Below are 15,389 nucleotides of genomic sequence, written 5' to 3' on the forward strand. Positions count from 1 at the left end.
ATCTTTCCCACACCAGAATATCCGGTACAATCATGGCCCTTTTTGACGTTATGGACCCAACGGCATGCTGGCTTTATTGATTCAATGGTACAAACGCCGTTTTAGCGACCCGCAGGCGATTGGCCTGCTGGTGATTCTGCTGGCGGGATTCTGCATTCTTTTCTTTCTGAGTGGGTTGCTGGCGCCCTTGCTGGTGGCGCTGGTTCTCGCTTACCTGCTTGAATGGCCGACGGTACGGCTGCAACGCATTGGCTGTACGCGGAGCTGGGCGACCAGCATCGTGTTGGTGCTGTTTGCCGGGATTCTGCTGGTTCTGGTCTTGATTGTCGCCCCCGTCGCCTGGCAGCAGGGCATCAACCTGACGCGGGATCTGCCCAACATGCTGAACAAGCTCTATCTGTATGCGGCGGGTTTACCCCGACGTTTCCCCGCCCTGGTCGATGCGGGTATCATTGACGTCATCGTTGAAAACCTGCGCGGTCGTCTTAGCGGGGTAGGCGATTCGCTGGTGAAATATTCCCTGGCCTCGCTGGTAGGCTTGATGACCCTGATGATTTATCTCGTGCTGGTGCCACTCATGGTGTTCTTCCTGCTGAAGGACAAAGAGCAGATGCTGAACGCCGTTCGGCGCGTGCTGCCGCGCAATCGCGGGCTGGCAGGGGAAGTGTGGCAGGAGATGAATCAGCAAATTACTAACTACATTCGCGGCAAGGTGCTGGAAATGGTGGTGGTCGGGATCGCCAGCTGGCTGGCTTTCATGTTCCTCGGCCTTAACTACTCGCTTTTGCTAGCCGTATTAGTGGGGGTTTCGGTTCTGATCCCCTATATCGGCGCGATGCTGGTCACCATTCCGGTTATTGGCGTAGGGTTGTTTCAGTGGGGGCTTGATAGCGAGTTCTGGACGCTGTTAACCGTCTATCTGGTGATTCAGGCACTGGACGGCAATGTGCTGGTGCCGATTTTGTTCTCAGAAGCGGTCAATCTGCATCCGCTGGTGATCATCTTGTCAGTGGTGATCTTTGGCGGAATGTGGGGATTCTGGGGCGTGTTTTTTGCGATTCCGCTCGCCACCCTGGTCAAGGCGGTGGTGCACGCGTGGCCTGAAGCCCCGCTGGATGAAACGCTGAGTCGCTAAACGTTCAGGGCGCGGACGATGCCGCGCCCTGAAGACATCAGGCTGACTTGAGGTAGTCCATCACGATGTCGTGGTGGTTTGACGTTTTGAAATCGTCGAACACCTTTTCGATTTTGCCATTCGCATCCACCAGGAAACTGATGCGATGAATGCCGTCGTAGGTTTTCCCCATAAAGGTTTTTTCACCCCAGACGCCAAACTGCTCGCAAACCTGATGCTCCTGGTCCGACAGCAGCGTGAAGTTAAGCAGCTCTTTTTCTGCAAAACGTGACAGCTTTTCGGGTTTATCCGTGCTGATCCCCAGCACCTCGACGCCAGCTTTTTTCAGCTCATCCATGTTGTCACGCAGACCGCATGCCTGCACGGTACAACCCGGCGTCATGGCTTTTGGATAGAAATAGACCAGAACACGCTGCCCCTGGAAGTCGGCTAAATTTACTTGTTCGCCATCCTGATCGGGCAAGCTAAATTTCGGTGCGGTATCACCGGCTTTCAGTGGATTCATCACATCTCTCCATTTTGAGTTCATGCTGTGGTTAATACACCAAGAGGCGAGAAACTGCCAAATGGAAAATTATCTGTTTCAGACGTATTCCTCACCTGACTGCACTTTTAACGTAGCAGAACAGTCACGGGGGCGCTCGTCTTTACCTGCCGGGTGCGGCCAGTTCACGATTATCGGCATCGCTCAGGCTGTAGAGACGCAACGAACCCTGCGCGTTAAGCTCCTGGCATAATTCATTAAAGGCCTGTTCAAAGGCCGGACCATCGCTCCGCGTCGGGCTGTGCGCCGTCATCTGAATATAGAGCGTAGCGGGCCTGTCGTGCTGGGCTGGCTGAATGCGTGACACCAGTTCAGCGATGTTCATCAGGTGCTTGTCCGTTAAATCCGTAAAGCGCTCAATAATATGCGGTGAGTCAGCGACTTCGACCTGAATAAACGCCGTATCCGGCATCGGAGGGCGGGCGGTCGCATGGGTGCGTTTCATCACGATGAGCAGCTCCAGCTCTGCGCCTTTAAGCGGCAGCGTTGACTCAATCAGCGTAATGGCGTTCCAGCTACCGGACAGCAGCATAATGAACGTGAATTCATCCCCAAGCATGGCAAGGCGACTGTCTTCAATGTTGCAACCGCAACTGCTGACGTGACGGGTAATCGTATTGACGATACCCGGGCGGTCAACACCCAGTGCGGTGATCACCAAGTGGTGGGGTTGAGATTGCTGCAAAATAGGATTCCCTGTGCATTTGCTAATAACCATAAGGTAAACATAAAAAAAACTGCTGACAAGCGCGGGAATAGCGGAGCTTGCTTGCTTTTCCCTAAGTGTAAAACGTACCATGAAGCACTTGTTTGTCGAGGGGATCGCCAATGTTTACGGGAAGTATTGTTGCACTCGTTACGCCGATGGATGACAAAGGTAATGTCTGCCGTGCGAGTTTGAGAAAACTGATTGATTACCATGTCGCCAGCGGTACGGCGGCGATCGTTTCCGTCGGCACCACCGGCGAGTCTGCCACGCTGAGCCATGACGAACATGGTGATGTCGTGCTGCAAACCCTGGAACTGGCGGATGGGCGTATTCCCGTGATTGCCGGAACCGGTGCGAATGCCACCGCTGAAGGCATCTCTCTAACCAAACGCTTTGAAAATTCTGGCGTTATTGGCTGCCTCACCGTCACACCTTACTATAACCGCCCCACGCAGGAAGGTCTGTTTCAGCACTTTAAAGCGATTGCCGACAGTACCAGCCTGCCACAAATGCTGTATAACGTACCTTCGCGCACCGGCTGTGATATGTTGCCGGAAACCGTTGCCCGCCTCGCCGAAATCAAAAATATTATCGGAATCAAAGAGGCAACGGGGAACTTATCCCGTGTCAGCCAGATCCAAGAGCTGGTTAATGATGAGTTCATCCTGGTGAGCGGCGACGATGCCAGCGCACTGGACTTTATGCAACTGGGCGGCAAAGGCGTCATTTCGGTGACGGCTAACATAGCAGCACGCGAAATGGCCGAGCTGTGCAGGCTCGCACAGCAGGGTAATTTCGTTGAAGCTCGCCGTCTCAATCAGCGTCTGATGCACCTGCACCAGACGCTTTTCTGTGAACCTAATCCAATCCCGGTTAAATGGGCGGCAAAACAGCTAGGATTAATCGCTAATGACACGCTGCGTCTGCCAATGACACCACTGACTGCGGTTGCACAGCCGAAAGTGGAGCAGGCGCTGGTGAAAGCGGGTTTGCGATAATTTAGGGAGTTTGAATGAATTACTCAGTAAAGCGGTCAACGATTGCAACAGTGGTGGGGCTTTCCACCCTGATGCTATTGTCGGCCTGTTCGAACGATCAGCGTTACAAACGCCAGGTCAGCGGTGATGAGTCCTACCTGCAGGCCAGTGGTCTGCGGGAGCTGAAGGCACCGTCGGGCATGATTCTGCCTGTCCAGAACGGGGAATACGATATTCCGCCTTCAACCAGCAAAGCGCCGGTTGGCAAGCAGCTGGATATTCGTCCACCGGCCCAGCCTCTGGCTCTGATGAACGGCTCACGCGCCCAGTTCAGTAATAACACTGGTGTGCTGATGTTTGATAACAGCCGGGGATCGATTTGGTCGCAGGTTGTCGGTGTCGTCCAGTCTAATAACTTCCCGATCGCTTCCCGTAATGACGCCGGACAACAGCTGACCACCGACTGGGTACAGTGGAACCGTGCAGACGAAGATAAGCAGTACCGTGGTCGTTACCAAATCAGCGTTCAGTCGCAGAGTTATCAGCAGGTCCTGACCGTCCGTCTGCTGGAGCTGCAGCAGGAAGGCAACAGCGTGACCTCGCCAGTGCAGATTCAGCGTTATACCGCGCAGATGCTGAACGACATCGCCGCAGGGATGGACAAGATCGCCACCGCGAATGAAAACGCTGCCGCCGGCCGCGTCAGTGATGCGATTGATGTGCAAAGCGGTGCCGACGACACCGGCCTGCCTATGCTGGTGTTACGTACGCCTTTCAATGTTGCCTGGCAGCGTCTGCCTGCGGCCATGAGCCGTGTAGGAATGGACGTCACCGACAGCACGCGCTCAACCGGCAGCATGAAAGTGACCTACAAAGCGCCGGGCAGCAGCACCTGGGACAGCGTGGGCGCCAAAGATCCTGAGTTGCCAAACGGCGATTACAAGGTTCAGGTTGGCGACCTCGACAACCGTACCAGTCTGCAATTTATTGATCCTAAAGGCCATGTGCTGACGCAGGCGCAAAACGACGCGCTCGTGGCAGTGTTCCAGGCCGCAATGAACAAATAAAAAATTACCCCAGGCCGGAGATTCTCCGGCCTTTTTATTTCGTTTTTTGGCATAATAGCGCGAGACGAGGTAATCGATTGCGTCACGGCAATCAACGCAAAATGCCTGCCTCAGAACCGGATCTTTCATGTTTGGAGTTAAATAAGATGCAAAAGCGAGCTGAGTTGTATCGCGGTAAAGCGAAAACCGTATACAGCACCGATAACCCGGATCTGCTGATACTTGAATTCCGCAACGATACATCAGCAGGCGACGGCGCCCGCATTGAGCAGTTTGATCGCAAGGGCATGGTGAATAACAAGTTCAACCATTTCATCATGACGAAGCTGCAGGAAGCGGGCATCCCGACACAGATGGAAGCCCTGCTGTCAGATAACGAAGCGCTGGTGAAAAAGCTGGACATGGTCCCGGTCGAGTGCGTAATCCGTAACCGTGCGGCCGGTTCGCTGGTGAAGCGTCTTGGCGTTGAAGAAGGGATTGTGCTGAACCCGCCGCTGTTCGACCTGTTCCTGAAGGACGATGCTAAACACGATCCGATGGTTAACGAATCTTACTGCGAAACCTTTGGTTGGGTCAGCAAAGAGAATCTGGCCCGTATGCGTGAGCTGACCTATAAAGCCAACGACGTACTGAGCAACCTGTTTGATAAGGCAGGTTTGATTCTGGTGGACTTCAAGCTGGAGTTTGGCCTGTTCAACGGCGAAGTGGTACTGGGGGACGAATTCTCACCCGATGGTGCGCGCCTGTGGGACAAAGAAACCCTGGATAAAATGGACAAAGACCGTTTCCGTCAGAGCCTGGGTGGCCTGATTGAAGCCTATGAAGCGGTAGCCCGTCGCCTGGGCGTCAAACTTGACTGAGTAACGCTCAGCAGGTCACGAAAAGGAGAGCGCAGGCTCTCCTTTTTCATTTTGGTGTAAAGCTGGTGATTGCGCCGTCACGCATCTAAAATCATGCCATCTGAGTTAATACGCCACAGGGAGCAAAAACCATGCGCTGGCAAGGACGTCGCGAAAGCGACAATGTCGAAGATCGCCGTAATCAGTCATCCGGTAACCGGGGAGGACGCATTCCTCTGCCACGCGGCAAGGCGGGCATTATCATGCTGATTCTGGTCGCGGTGGCGGGTTATTACGGTTATGACCTGACCCCGTTGCTGACCGGGGGCGAGGTGACATCGGGCAACCAACAGCAGCAGCAGCGCACCGCCAACCCGAATCAGGATGAGGCGGCAAAGTTTACGTCGGTCATGCTGGCGACAACCGAAGACACCTGGGACAAGTTGTTCAAACAGATGAACAAACAGTATACGCCGCCGAAGCTGGTGATGTATCGCGGCGCTACGCGCACCGGCTGCGGCACCGGACAGTCTGTTATGGGGCCCTTTTACTGCCCGGCAGACCAGACTGTTTATATCGATCTGTCATTCTATGACGAAATGAAAAACAAGCTTGGGGCAGGCGGCGATTTTGCCCAGGGCTATGTCATTGCGCATGAAGTCGGCCACCATGTGCAGAAGTTGCTGGGCATTGAACCCCGGGTACGTCAGATGCAGCAGGGGGCCAGCCAGACTCAGATTAATCAACTGTCCGTGAAAATGGAGCTTCAGGCCGACTGCTTTGCGGGCGTCTGGGGCCACTATATGGAACAGGAAAAAATCCTCGAAGTGGGGGATTTACAGGAAGCGTTAAACGCAGCCGAAGCCATTGGTGACGATCGTCTGCAGCAGAAAACCCAGGGCCGGGTTGTGCCGGACAGCTTTACGCATGGTACGTCCGCGCAGCGGTATACCTGGTTCAAACGCGGATTCGACAGCGGTAACCCTGGCCAGTGCGACACCTTTGCTCTTAAAGGATGAACCTGAAAGCAGCGACCTGTGCCATGCAGGCCGCCGGTATACGGCGGCTGGCCGTGATCGGCGGCGAAGCCGACTGGTGCCGGGACACCGCGCTCTCATGGAGCCAGACGCTGGAAGGCGACTGGCTGTGGCTGAGCGATAACCCACCGGAAACCGGCACGCACTGCGCCCCGACCGCATTTCGTACGCTGCTGGGGCGTGAATTCCATCATGCCGTGTTTGATGCCCGCCAGGGGTTCCATGCCGAGGCGCTGGCGGCGCTGGCCGGAACGCTGACGGCCGGTAGCTGGCTGCTTCTGTTAGTGCCCCCCTGGGCGCGCTGGGCGCAGCAGCCCGATGCGGACAGCCTGCGCTGGGCTGATGTCAGCGAGCCGATTGCCACGCCCCATTTTGTCCATCACCTGCAACGCCTGACGGAAGACGATCAGCAGGCGCTGTTGCATCAGCAGCCGCAGCCGCTCGCGCTGCCCAACTGGTCGTCTCGGCCGGCCTGGCACTGTCAGGCCGCGAGTCAGCAGCAAAGCATTCTGCAAGAGCTGACGCATTTTTCTGCTGGCGTGGCGGTCATCACCGCCGCGCGCGGCAGAGGCAAATCGGCGCTCGCAGGCATGCTGGCGCGACAGAATACGCGCTGCCTGGTAACCGCACCGGCAAAAATTACCACCACAGTGTTAGCCTCTTTCGCCGGAGAACATTATCGGTTTATGGCACCGGATGCGATTCTGGCGCTGCCCGACCAGCCCGAGTTTGACTGGCTCATCGTGGATGAAGCCGCGGCCATTCCCGCTCCGCTGCTCCATGCGCTGGTAGCACGTTTCCCGCGCGTGTTGCTGGTAACGACCATTCAGGGTTACGAAGGCAGCGGCCGTGGCTTTATGCTCAAGTTCTGCGCTGAGCTGCAGCAGGTGCGCTACTTTACGCTGGACGAACCGTTACGCTGGGCTCGCCACGATCCCCTGGAACACTGGCTCAACCAGGCTCTGCTGTTTGAGGATGCCGCTGAAACCCCGTCCCTGGAGGAGCGTGCGCCCCGGCGAGCAGAGGCGTCTGATTTCGCCGCCCAGCAGGCGGCTTACCAACTGCTGACCAGTGCGCATTACCGCACCTCACCGCTGGATCTGCGTCGCCTGTTGGATGCGCCAGGCATGCATCTGTGGCTGGCGGGCGAGGTTCCAGCGCTACAGGGCGCGCTATGGCTGGTAGAAGAGGGCGGGCTGACGGATGAACTGGCGCAAGCGGTATGGGCGGGCCACAGGCGGCCTCGCGGTAATCTGGTGGCGCAGTCGCTGGCCGCGCACGCCGGGCTGACGGAAGCCGCCACGCTGCGCGCCTTGAGAATTAGCCGGATTGCCATTGCCGCACCTGCGCGCCGCCGGGGAATCGGTAAGCAGCTGGTGGCCGCCGCCTGCGCGGATGCTGCCGGATATGATTACCTTTCGGTCAGCTTTGGCTACACTGAACCTCTCTGGGCTTTCTGGCAAGCCTGTGGCTTTACGCTGGCGCGAATTGGCAGTCAGCGAGAAGCCAGCAGCGGTTGTTATGCGGCGATGGCCGTGCTGGGGCTGACGACGGCCGGCAAAGCGCTGCAGCAGAAGGCGGAGGGAAGCCTGGCCCGTGACTGGCCGCTGCTCAGACCGCATATTCCGCTGGACCTGCCGCTACCGGCAGCCTGTGACCACGCGTTTACCCGGCACGATGCCTGGCTGGCCGCCGGTTTTGCCTGGGCGCAACGCCCGCTGGAAGCAAGCCTGGCGGTACTTCAGCGGCTGGTTGGCATCAGCCAGCAGCCTTTGCCGCTCCTGCGACAGGCGGTGAACGCCGACACCAGTTTGGCTGAACTGGCTCAGACTGCCCGGCTCAACGGACGCAAGATGCTGATTACGGCCTTACGCGCTGAAGCCGCCGCTGCGCTACTGGCGTTACCCGGCAGAGAAGGCGAAGCGTTGCGTGAGCAATTGCAATAAATCCACCAAGACATTCAAATATTCCCACTATCATCCTGCGCCCGGGGGCGTAGAGTAGTCGCAGGAGGTCGATATGACACTGAAATATGTAATTGTTCAGCAGCCCACTCAGGCTGCCCAGCTGTTTCTGCTTTATCATGCCGTGGGGGACAATCCCGACGCGATGGGCCAAATTGGCAGCTGGTTTGCTAAAACGTTTCCGGCGGCGCTGGTGGTGTCGGTGGGATCGCCGGGGCCGGGCGGTCAATGGTTTAACGAAGCCGGCCTGCATGATAAAAGCGAGCAGGCCTGTGTAGACAGCAGCATGCCGCAGTTTGTCGAGTCGGTGCGTCACTGGCAGCAGAAAAGCGGGGTGCGTCCCGAAGCCACGGCACTGGTGGGGTTTTCACAGGGGGCCAGCATGGTGCTGGAAGGCATCAAAGCCCACGACGATCTGGCTGGCCGGGCGGTTGCCTTTAGCGGTCGCTTTGTGACGCTACCGGAAAAGGCCAGCACGCGGACTACCGTGCATCTGATCCATGGTGATTATGATGACCGTATCCCGCTGATGCAGGCGCAACAGGCGGAACAGCGTTTAACCGCGCTGGGCGGTGATGTCACGCTGAATATCGTAGAGGATTTGGCGCATGCCATCGATCAGCGCAGCATGGATTTTGCGCTGCATCATTTGCAGTATACCGTGCCGAAACGTTACTTCGATGAAGCCTCAGGCGGGGCAAAACCTGGCGATGACGATGTCATTATGATGATGTAACCGCGCGCCCTCGCGATGGCGGGGGCGCATGACCGTTATTTTTTCTTCGGCCAGTTGTCGTCCTCGTCCCACTTGTCGTTGAAATCACGATGAGGCGGGAGATCGGGTTTGTTATCCATAAATTTTTTATGATCGATGCGTTTCAGATCTTTATAGACGTTCATTAACACGCCCACCATCAGCAGGATCACCAGGATCCACCAGTAATCTTTAATAAACTCCATAGGCCCGCTCCTTCCCTCGCTGTCAGGCGATCAATTGTTCCATGATGCGTTGATACATCCGACTCAGCATTTGTAAGTCTGATGCTTTCACGCATTCGTTAATTTTGTGAATCGTGGCATTCACCGGACCCAGTTCCACCACCTGCGAGCCCATACGAGCGATAAAACGTCCGTCAGAGGTTCCACCAGAAGTCTGCAACTGCGGCTTAATTTCATTATAGTGCGTAACGGCGTTGACCACGGCATCAACCAGCTTGCCGCGTGAGGTCAGGAATGGCTGGCCGGAAAGCTTCCACTCAATGGTGTAACGCAACTGATGGCGGTCCAGCAGTTCTGCGACACGCTGCTGAATCAGGGTATCGGTGAGTTCCGTACTGAAACGGAAGTTGAACTGCACAAACAGCTCGCCGGGGATGACGTTGTTACTGCCGGTTCCCGCCTGAATGTTGGCGATCTGCATGCTGGTGGCCGGGAAAAAGGCGTTACCCTGATCCCATTCCGTGGCGACCAGCTCGTTAAGCGCCGGCAGAGCACGGTGCACGGGATTATCCGCCAGTTGAGGATAGGCTACATGGCCCTGTACGCCATGCACGGTCAGGTTCGCGGTGATGGAGCCACGACGACCATTTTTCACGACGTCACCCACGACTTCGTTGCTGGAAGGTTCTCCGACCAGGCAATAATCCAGACGCTCGTTACGCGCCATGAGGCGCTCAACCACTTTTACCGTTCCGTTCGCGCCGCTGGCTTCTTCGTCAGACGTAATTAAAAAGGCCAGACGCCCCTTGTGATGAGGATGAACGGCGACAAACCGCTCGGCGGCAACAACCATGGCGGCCAGCGATCCTTTCATATCCGCTGCACCGCGCCCAAACAGCATGCCGTCGCGGATGGTGGGTTCAAACGGGGGATTAATCCAGCGGCTGGCATCGCCCGGGGGAACAATATCGGTGTGGCCGGCAAACGCCAGGGTTTCGCCTTCGCCGCGCGTGGCCCAGAAATTCAGCGTGTCGTTGATGTTCATGGTTTCGATGTGGAAACCTATCGCTTCCAGGCGTGCAATCAGCAGCGCCTGACATCCGGCGTCATCGGGGCTGAGAGAAGGGCGACGAATAAGCTGCTGCGTCAGCTCAATGACCGGACAAAACATATTATGACTTCTCCTGAAGACGATTCTGGTAAAGAGATTCGTTGAAGCCCAGCAGCAGCGAGCCGTCGGGTGCGCGCAGGACAGGGCGCTTGATGATAGCGGGCTGGGCCAGCATCAGCGCTTTTGCACTGGCGGCATCGGTGATGGCCTCGCGCTCTGCCTCGGGCAGCTTACGCCAGGTCGTGCCGCGCGTGTTGAGCAGATCCTGATAGCCCAGTACGTCGATAAACTGCTGCAGCTGGTCACCGGTCAGGCCGTCAGCACGATAATCATGGAAGCGATAGTCCACGCCCGCCGCCTCTAAACAGCGACGTGCTTTTTTAATCGTGTCGCAATTTTTAATCCCAAACATGACCCACTGCGCGCTCATCGCCTGCTCCTGTCATTAAAATCAGCTCTGGAGTTTACCATAGTGTGATCTGATGCAGCATCCGCCCGATCGCGCCTGTATCGAAAAATACCCTGCATAGAGGCGTTTCCCGTCGGGGGTAAACGGTTTCAGTTTTGCCTCTAATGATTTCGCGGTTTATCATTTCGGAATTAAGAATTTCCTTAATTGTGATTTTTAGGCTACGTCCTGGTCAAAACCGCATTAAAACCTGTCAGCTTAGGCCCTTGCTGAAGTGTGCGTCAGCCAGCAAATCAGAAAATACTCAGCTTTTTGTCGCCTTTGCCGATAGTAATGACAGGTGTAAACGTATTCACCAGGCGAAAAAAAAGGCGTAATATTGCCACTACAATAAGAGAGGGTTCTATGATTGACACCGAAATGGGGAACTGGAAAGAATTCATCGAAGCGATGTTACGCAACAAGTAACACGTGAGGAGAAAAGCAGGGCACTTTCCCCTCTGCTGTAATTCTGACCACACACACGAATAAAACGGCCGCTGCGAACAGAGGCCGTTTTTTTTTGCCTGATTGAGGCGCCGTCAGGCAAGCGGGTTAATCAGTCCCGATGCTTCTCTTTCAAGGGAAAGCGGCGACGCACCAGCACAAAGAACAGCGGCACAAACAGAATGGCCAGAATCGTGGCAGAAATCATCCCGCCCATCACGCCCGTTCCCACAGAATGCTGACTGCCGGAGCCTGCGCCGCTGCTGATCGCCATCGGCAGCACACCGAAGATAAAGGCCAGCGACGTCATCAGGATCGGCCGCAGGCGCTGGCGTGACGCCGCCAGCGTCGATTCAATCAGTTCGCCTCCCTTACTGTTAAGCTCGTTAGCAAACTCGACAATCAGGATGGCGTTCTTGGCCGAAAGCCCGACCACGGTCAGCAAGCCCACCTGGAAATAGACGTCGTTCTCCAGCCCGCGCGTCCAGGTGGCAATCAGCGCACCGATCACGCCAAGCGGGACGACCAGCATGACAGAGAACGGGATCGACCAGCTTTCATACAGGGCTGCCAGGCAGAGGAAGACAACCAGCAGCGAAACCACATACAGCGCGGGTGCCTGAGAGCCCGATAACCGCTCCTGATAGGATGCCCCCGTCCACTGGAAACCCACGCCAAGCGGCAGGGATTCGACCAGTTTCTCCATTTCATTCATCGCTGTACCGCTACTCACGCCCTCTGCGGCTTCCCCCACGATTTCCAGGGAGGAGTAGCCGTTATAGCGTTCCAGACGCGGTGAACCGGTTTGCCAGCGGCTGGTGGCAAATGCCGAGAAGGGCACCATGGTGCCACTGCTGTTACGCACGTACCATTTATCGATATCGCCGGGCAGCATGCGATAGGGCGCATCAGCCTGTACATACACTTTTTTTACCCGTCCACGATCCAGAAAGTCGTTCACGTAGCTTGAGCCCCAGGCAGTGGCTAGCGTGTCGTTAATGGTATCCAGTGATACGCCCAGCGCCTGGGCTTTGCGCTCATCAATATCAATTTGCAACTGCGGGCTGTCATCAAGGCCGTTATGACGGACACGGGACAGGAGCTTATCTTTGCTGGCCTTGTCGAGCAGCATGTCGCGCATCGCCATGAGCTTGTCATGCCCGATGCCGCCATGATCCTGTATTTCCAGGTCAAAGCCCGATGAGCTGCCCAGACCGGTAATCGCCGGCGGACTGCTCGCAATGACCGTGGCCTCATTGATGTGTTTGAACGCTTTTCCGGCGCGCTTAATGATGGCGAACGACGTGCGATCGGCCCCGGGTCTGTCACCCCAGTCTTTCAAACGAATAAACAGACGCGCGACGTTCTGCCCGTTCCCGCCAGGGCCGGAACCGATCGTTGAGAAGACCGACAGCACGTTATCTTTCTCTTTCGTCAGGTAGTACTTTTCCACTTTAGCCACTACCGCCGAGGTCTGATTCATGCTGGAACCGGCGGGAAGCTGGACCTGGGTCAAAATCATGCCCCGATCTTCCTGGGGCAGAAAAGACGAAGGCAGATGAAGAAACAGGAACGCCATGATGCCAATAATCCCCACATACAACAGCAGCCAGCGGCCCCCCGTGCGCAGAATGTGGGCGACACCACGCTGATAGCGGTCGGCGTTGCGGTTGAAATGGTGGTTAAACCAGCGAAAGAAGCCGCGCTCGCCGTGATGTTCCCCTTTGGCGATGGGCTTAAGCAGCGTGGCACACAGGGCGGGTGTCAGGATCATCGCGACCAACACCGACAGGATCATGGCGGAGACAATGGTCACCGAAAACTGGCGGTAGATTGCTCCGACGGTGCCACCAAAAAAGGCCATGGGAATAAATACGGCGGAGAGTACCAGCGCAATTCCGACCAGTGCCCCCTGGATTTGCCCCATCGATTTGCGGGTGGCAGCGCGCGGCGAGATCCCTTCCTCGCTCATGATACGTTCAACGTTCTCGACGACCACAATCGCATCGTCCACGAGCAGGCCTATCGCCAGCACCATAGCGAACATGGTCAGGGTGTTGATGCTGTAGCCGAAGGCAAAGATCACACAAAAGGTGCCAAGCAGCACAACGGGCACCGCGATGGTAGGGATTAACGTGGCCCGGAAGTTCTGCATAAACAGATACATCACGCCAAATACCAGCAGAATAGCTTCCAGCAGGGTTTTGACCACGTCGGTGATAGAGGCTTTAACAAAGGGCGTGGTTTCATACGCGATTTTCGCTTCCAGCCCGTGCGGAAAATAGTGTGATAATTCATCCAGCCGCGCCCGCACCAGTTTATCGGTGTTCATCTCGTTGGCACCGGAGGCCAGTTTTATGCCCAGGCCGGAAGCGGACTGGCCATTGTAGCGGCTGAGGGAATCGTATTTTTCAGCGCCGAGCGCCACCGTTGCGACATCGCCTAGCGTCACCACGGAGCCATCGGGATTATTCTTCAGGGTAATCGCTTTAAACTGGTCGGGGGTTTGCAGCATCGCCTGCGCGTTCACCGTGGCGTTCAGCGCCTGATTATTGACGGCCGGTAGCCCGCCCACCTGGCCCACTGCAACCTGGGTATTCTGGGATTTTATGGCATTGACCACATCATCGGTGGTCAGGGCATAGGCGGTCAGCTTGTAGGGATCGAGCCAGATGCGCATAGCATATTGCGTACCGTAGGCATCCACTTCACCCACCCCATCAATACGGCTTAAGGGCTCCTGAATATTACTGGCGACATAATCAGCAATATCTTGTTTGTTCATGCTGCCGTCAGTTGAGACAAACGCCACCATCAAAATGTTACTGTCGCCGGTTTTATTGACGGTCACCCCTTGTGACTGCACCGGTTGAGGTAACTGGCGCAGGGCCGACTGCAACTGATTCTGAACCTGCTGACGGGCTTCATCAGGATTGGTACCCGCGGTAAAGGTGAGGGTGATTTGCGCCTGGCCGGTATTACTGCTGTTGGAGGACATATACATCAGGTTATCGATACCGGTCATGTTCTGTTCGATAACCTGGGTGACGGTATTTTCCAGCGTTTGCGCTGAGGCGCCGGGATAAGTGGCGGTAATACGCACGTTGGGCGGGGCGAGATCGGGATATTGCTCAACAGGAAGTGAAATAATGGCGAGCGTGCCGCAAAGACACAATAAAATAGCCAAAACCCAGGCGAAAATTGGGCGGTCGATAAAGAAATTCGACATTGAACCGACACTCCTCACTGCTTTTATTATTAATATGAGCGATGCAGCGCGTGACGCACAGAAAAATCCACGCAAACTACGCACGGGTAGGACTCTACTTTACGTGCGAGGCGGGTTTGAAAAGTGGAGAAATTGTAGAGAATGTGTAAGTTTGCGCGTTTTTTATCAACTGTTTCGGCGCTCAATCCACATAATTGTTGCAGCAACGCGTGAACGTACATCAAGTTTGCGCAGGACATTACGAATGTGGACCTTCACCGTTTCTTCCGAGATATGAAGTGCATGAGCCACGTCTTTATTAGACAAGCCCCGCGCCACTTCCTGCATCACGCCGCGTTCGCGTTCGGTCAGCAAGCGGAAGGGATCGTCACTGTTATGTCGCATGGACAGAGCGTGCCTTACCGCATCGCTAAACACCGTCTCACCATGTAGGGCCTGCATGATCTGGCGCAACAAGATTTCGGGTTCGCTGTCTTTGAGTAAATAGCCGTCCGCTCCTGCATCCACCAGGGCGTAAATGTCGCTGCGCGCGTCAGAGACCGTCAGCACCAGAATACGTGAGCTGATGCCTTCATGACGAAGCGCTTTTAACGTATCCAGCCCTGACATCCCTTTCATGTTGAGATCGAGCAGGATGATATCCGGTGTCAGACGGCGGGCTTCCGCCAGCGCTTCAGTCCCGTTACTGGCTTCAGCGATGACCTGCAACTGCGGCTCCAGCGCCAGTAGCTGGCGGATGCCCCGGCGCATAAGGGGATGATCGTCCACGATCATAATGGTTAAAGCAGGTTGTGCCATGTTAGCTCCCTGTGCACTGGATGTCAGACGGCGGTACGGGCAGTACGAACGATCGGCTTTCCAGACCGTTCCAGAATGGTGATGCGCAGAATGTTGATTGTAATGGTTAATTCTGCCTTCAGGTGTTGATCTGCCACATCTTGTA

15 protein-coding genes are annotated in these 15,389 nt (G+C 55.9%); 8 read left to right on the forward strand and 7 right to left on the reverse strand.

The annotated features are described in order from the left end of the window. Window positions 1–64: 64 nt before the first annotated feature. Window positions 65–1,135: an AI-2E family transporter gene (locus tag NXS97_RS19325; protein ID WP_013026686.1), complete on the forward strand. Its 1,071-nt coding sequence runs from the start codon at window positions 65–67 to the stop codon at window positions 1,133–1,135. Window positions 1,136–1,172: 37 nt separating this feature from the next. Here NXS97_RS19325 and bcp read toward each other — a convergent pair whose 3' ends face one another. Together bcp and NXS97_RS19335 are read right to left on the reverse strand one after the other, a co-directional pair. Beyond that, window positions 1,173–1,640 carry a thioredoxin-dependent thiol peroxidase gene (bcp, locus tag NXS97_RS19330; protein ID WP_014605294.1) on the reverse strand — a complete coding sequence of 156 codons (468 nt, stop codon included), beginning with the start codon at window positions 1,638–1,640 and terminating at the stop codon, window positions 1,173–1,175. A 142-nt stretch (window positions 1,641–1,782) separates the two neighbouring features. Next, on the reverse strand, window positions 1,783–2,364 hold the full coding sequence (locus NXS97_RS19335) for a glycine cleavage system transcriptional repressor (RefSeq protein ID WP_089517136.1): 582 nt from the start codon (window positions 2,362–2,364) through the stop codon (window positions 1,783–1,785). Between the two features lie 143 nt (window positions 2,365–2,507). Here NXS97_RS19335 and dapA point away from each other — a divergent pair, with 143 nt between their 5' ends. The 6 genes from dapA (at window position 2,508) to ypfH (ending at window position 9,008) form a co-directional block, all read left to right on the forward strand. Next, on the forward strand, window positions 2,508–3,386 hold the full coding sequence (gene dapA, locus NXS97_RS19340) for a 4-hydroxy-tetrahydrodipicolinate synthase (RefSeq protein ID WP_014594282.1): 879 nt from the start codon (window positions 2,508–2,510) through the stop codon (window positions 3,384–3,386). A gap of 14 nt (window positions 3,387–3,400) precedes the next feature. After that, a complete protein-coding gene (gene bamC / locus NXS97_RS19345; RefSeq protein ID WP_112900107.1) occupies window positions 3,401–4,432 on the forward strand; it encodes an outer membrane protein assembly factor BamC in 1,032 nt (343 codons plus the stop codon). 146 nt (window positions 4,433–4,578) lie between these two features. Continuing rightward, window positions 4,579–5,292: a phosphoribosylaminoimidazolesuccinocarboxamide synthase gene (gene purC / locus NXS97_RS19350; RefSeq protein ID WP_014605296.1), complete on the forward strand. Its 714-nt coding sequence runs from the start codon at window positions 4,579–4,581 to the stop codon at window positions 5,290–5,292. Window positions 5,293–5,423: 131 nt separating this feature from the next. After that, window positions 5,424–6,290: a neutral zinc metallopeptidase gene (locus NXS97_RS19355; protein WP_013026680.1), complete on the forward strand. Its 867-nt coding sequence runs from the start codon at window positions 5,424–5,426 to the stop codon at window positions 6,288–6,290. Next, entirely contained in the window at window positions 6,287–8,254 is a 1,968-nt protein-coding gene (locus tag NXS97_RS19360) for a tRNA(Met) cytidine acetyltransferase TmcA (protein ID WP_112900108.1), read from the forward strand. The genes NXS97_RS19355 and NXS97_RS19360 overlap by 4 nt, the downstream gene beginning before the upstream one ends. A 73-nt stretch (window positions 8,255–8,327) precedes the next feature. Further along, entirely contained in the window at window positions 8,328–9,008 is a 681-nt protein-coding gene (gene ypfH / locus NXS97_RS19365) for an esterase (RefSeq protein WP_014594276.1), read from the forward strand. Between the two features lie 35 nt (window positions 9,009–9,043). Here the strand turns inward: ypfH and NXS97_RS19370 are convergent, their stop codons facing one another. The 3 genes from NXS97_RS19370 to NXS97_RS19380 are packed head-to-tail and all read right to left on the reverse strand — an operon-like array spanning window position 9,044 to window position 10,752. After that, on the reverse strand, window positions 9,044–9,232 hold the full coding sequence (locus NXS97_RS19370) for a YpfN family protein (RefSeq protein ID WP_013026677.1): 189 nt from the start codon (window positions 9,230–9,232) through the stop codon (window positions 9,044–9,046). A gap of 22 nt (window positions 9,233–9,254) precedes the next feature. Continuing rightward, on the reverse strand, window positions 9,255–10,382 hold the full coding sequence (dapE, locus tag NXS97_RS19375) for a succinyl-diaminopimelate desuccinylase (RefSeq protein WP_013026676.1): 1,128 nt from the start codon (window positions 10,380–10,382) through the stop codon (window positions 9,255–9,257). A gap of 1 nt (window position 10,383) precedes the next feature. Continuing rightward, window positions 10,384–10,752 (reverse strand): ArsC family reductase, encoded by a 369-nt coding sequence (locus tag NXS97_RS19380; RefSeq protein ID WP_015699763.1) that lies wholly within the window; start codon window positions 10,750–10,752, stop codon window positions 10,384–10,386. A 384-nt stretch (window positions 10,753–11,136) separates the two neighbouring features. Between NXS97_RS19380 and ypfM the strand changes: the two genes are divergently transcribed. After that, window positions 11,137–11,199: a protein YpfM gene (gene ypfM / locus NXS97_RS23340; protein ID WP_139015967.1), complete on the forward strand. Its 63-nt coding sequence runs from the start codon at window positions 11,137–11,139 to the stop codon at window positions 11,197–11,199. 130 nt (window positions 11,200–11,329) lie between these two features. On the opposite strand, the gene acrD is transcribed toward ypfM, so the two are convergent. Together acrD and NXS97_RS19390 are read right to left on the reverse strand one after the other, a co-directional pair. Further along, complete coding sequence (gene acrD, locus NXS97_RS19385; RefSeq protein ID WP_014605301.1) at window positions 11,330–14,446, reverse strand: multidrug efflux RND transporter permease AcrD; 3,117 nt, start codon at window positions 14,444–14,446, stop codon at window positions 11,330–11,332. 165 nt (window positions 14,447–14,611) lie between these two features. Then, the gene (locus NXS97_RS19390) at window positions 14,612–15,244 is read right to left on the reverse strand and encodes a response regulator (protein WP_112900109.1); all 633 of its coding nucleotides are present in this window, start codon (window positions 15,242–15,244) and stop codon (window positions 14,612–14,614) included. Window positions 15,245–15,389: the final 145 nt, after the last annotated feature.

Origin of the sequence: Pantoea sp. B623, from assembly GCF_024814475.1 — a bacterium.
GTDB classification, from domain to species: domain Bacteria; phylum Pseudomonadota; class Gammaproteobacteria; order Enterobacterales; family Enterobacteriaceae; genus Pantoea; species Pantoea ananatis.

Excerpts from the sequence above, each read along its gene's own strand:
- NXS97_RS19325 (WP_013026686.1), top strand. The coding sequence starts at position 65 with ATGCTGGCTTTATTGATTCAATGGTACAAACGCCGTTTTAGCGACCCG.
- bcp (WP_014605294.1), bottom strand. The coding sequence starts at position 1,640 with ATGAATCCACTGAAAGCCGGTGATACCGCACCGAAATTTAGCTTGCCC.
- dapA (WP_014594282.1), top strand. The coding sequence starts at position 2,508 with ATGTTTACGGGAAGTATTGTTGCACTCGTTACGCCGATGGATGACAAA.
- bamC (WP_112900107.1), top strand. The coding sequence starts at position 3,401 with ATGAATTACTCAGTAAAGCGGTCAACGATTGCAACAGTGGTGGGGCTT.
- purC (WP_014605296.1), top strand. The coding sequence starts at position 4,579 with ATGCAAAAGCGAGCTGAGTTGTATCGCGGTAAAGCGAAAACCGTATAC.
- NXS97_RS19355 (WP_013026680.1), top strand. The coding sequence starts at position 5,424 with ATGCGCTGGCAAGGACGTCGCGAAAGCGACAATGTCGAAGATCGCCGT.
- NXS97_RS19360 (WP_112900108.1), top strand. The coding sequence starts at position 6,287 with ATGAACCTGAAAGCAGCGACCTGTGCCATGCAGGCCGCCGGTATACGG.
- ypfH (WP_014594276.1), top strand. The coding sequence starts at position 8,328 with ATGACACTGAAATATGTAATTGTTCAGCAGCCCACTCAGGCTGCCCAG.
- NXS97_RS19370 (WP_013026677.1), bottom strand. The coding sequence starts at position 9,232 with ATGGAGTTTATTAAAGATTACTGGTGGATCCTGGTGATCCTGCTGATG.
- dapE (WP_013026676.1), bottom strand. The coding sequence starts at position 10,382 with ATGTTTTGTCCGGTCATTGAGCTGACGCAGCAGCTTATTCGTCGCCCT.
- NXS97_RS19380 (WP_015699763.1), bottom strand. The coding sequence starts at position 10,752 with ATGAGCGCGCAGTGGGTCATGTTTGGGATTAAAAATTGCGACACGATT.
- acrD (WP_014605301.1), bottom strand. The coding sequence starts at position 14,446 with ATGTCGAATTTCTTTATCGACCGCCCAATTTTCGCCTGGGTTTTGGCT.
- NXS97_RS19390 (WP_112900109.1), bottom strand. The coding sequence starts at position 15,244 with ATGGCACAACCTGCTTTAACCATTATGATCGTGGACGATCATCCCCTT.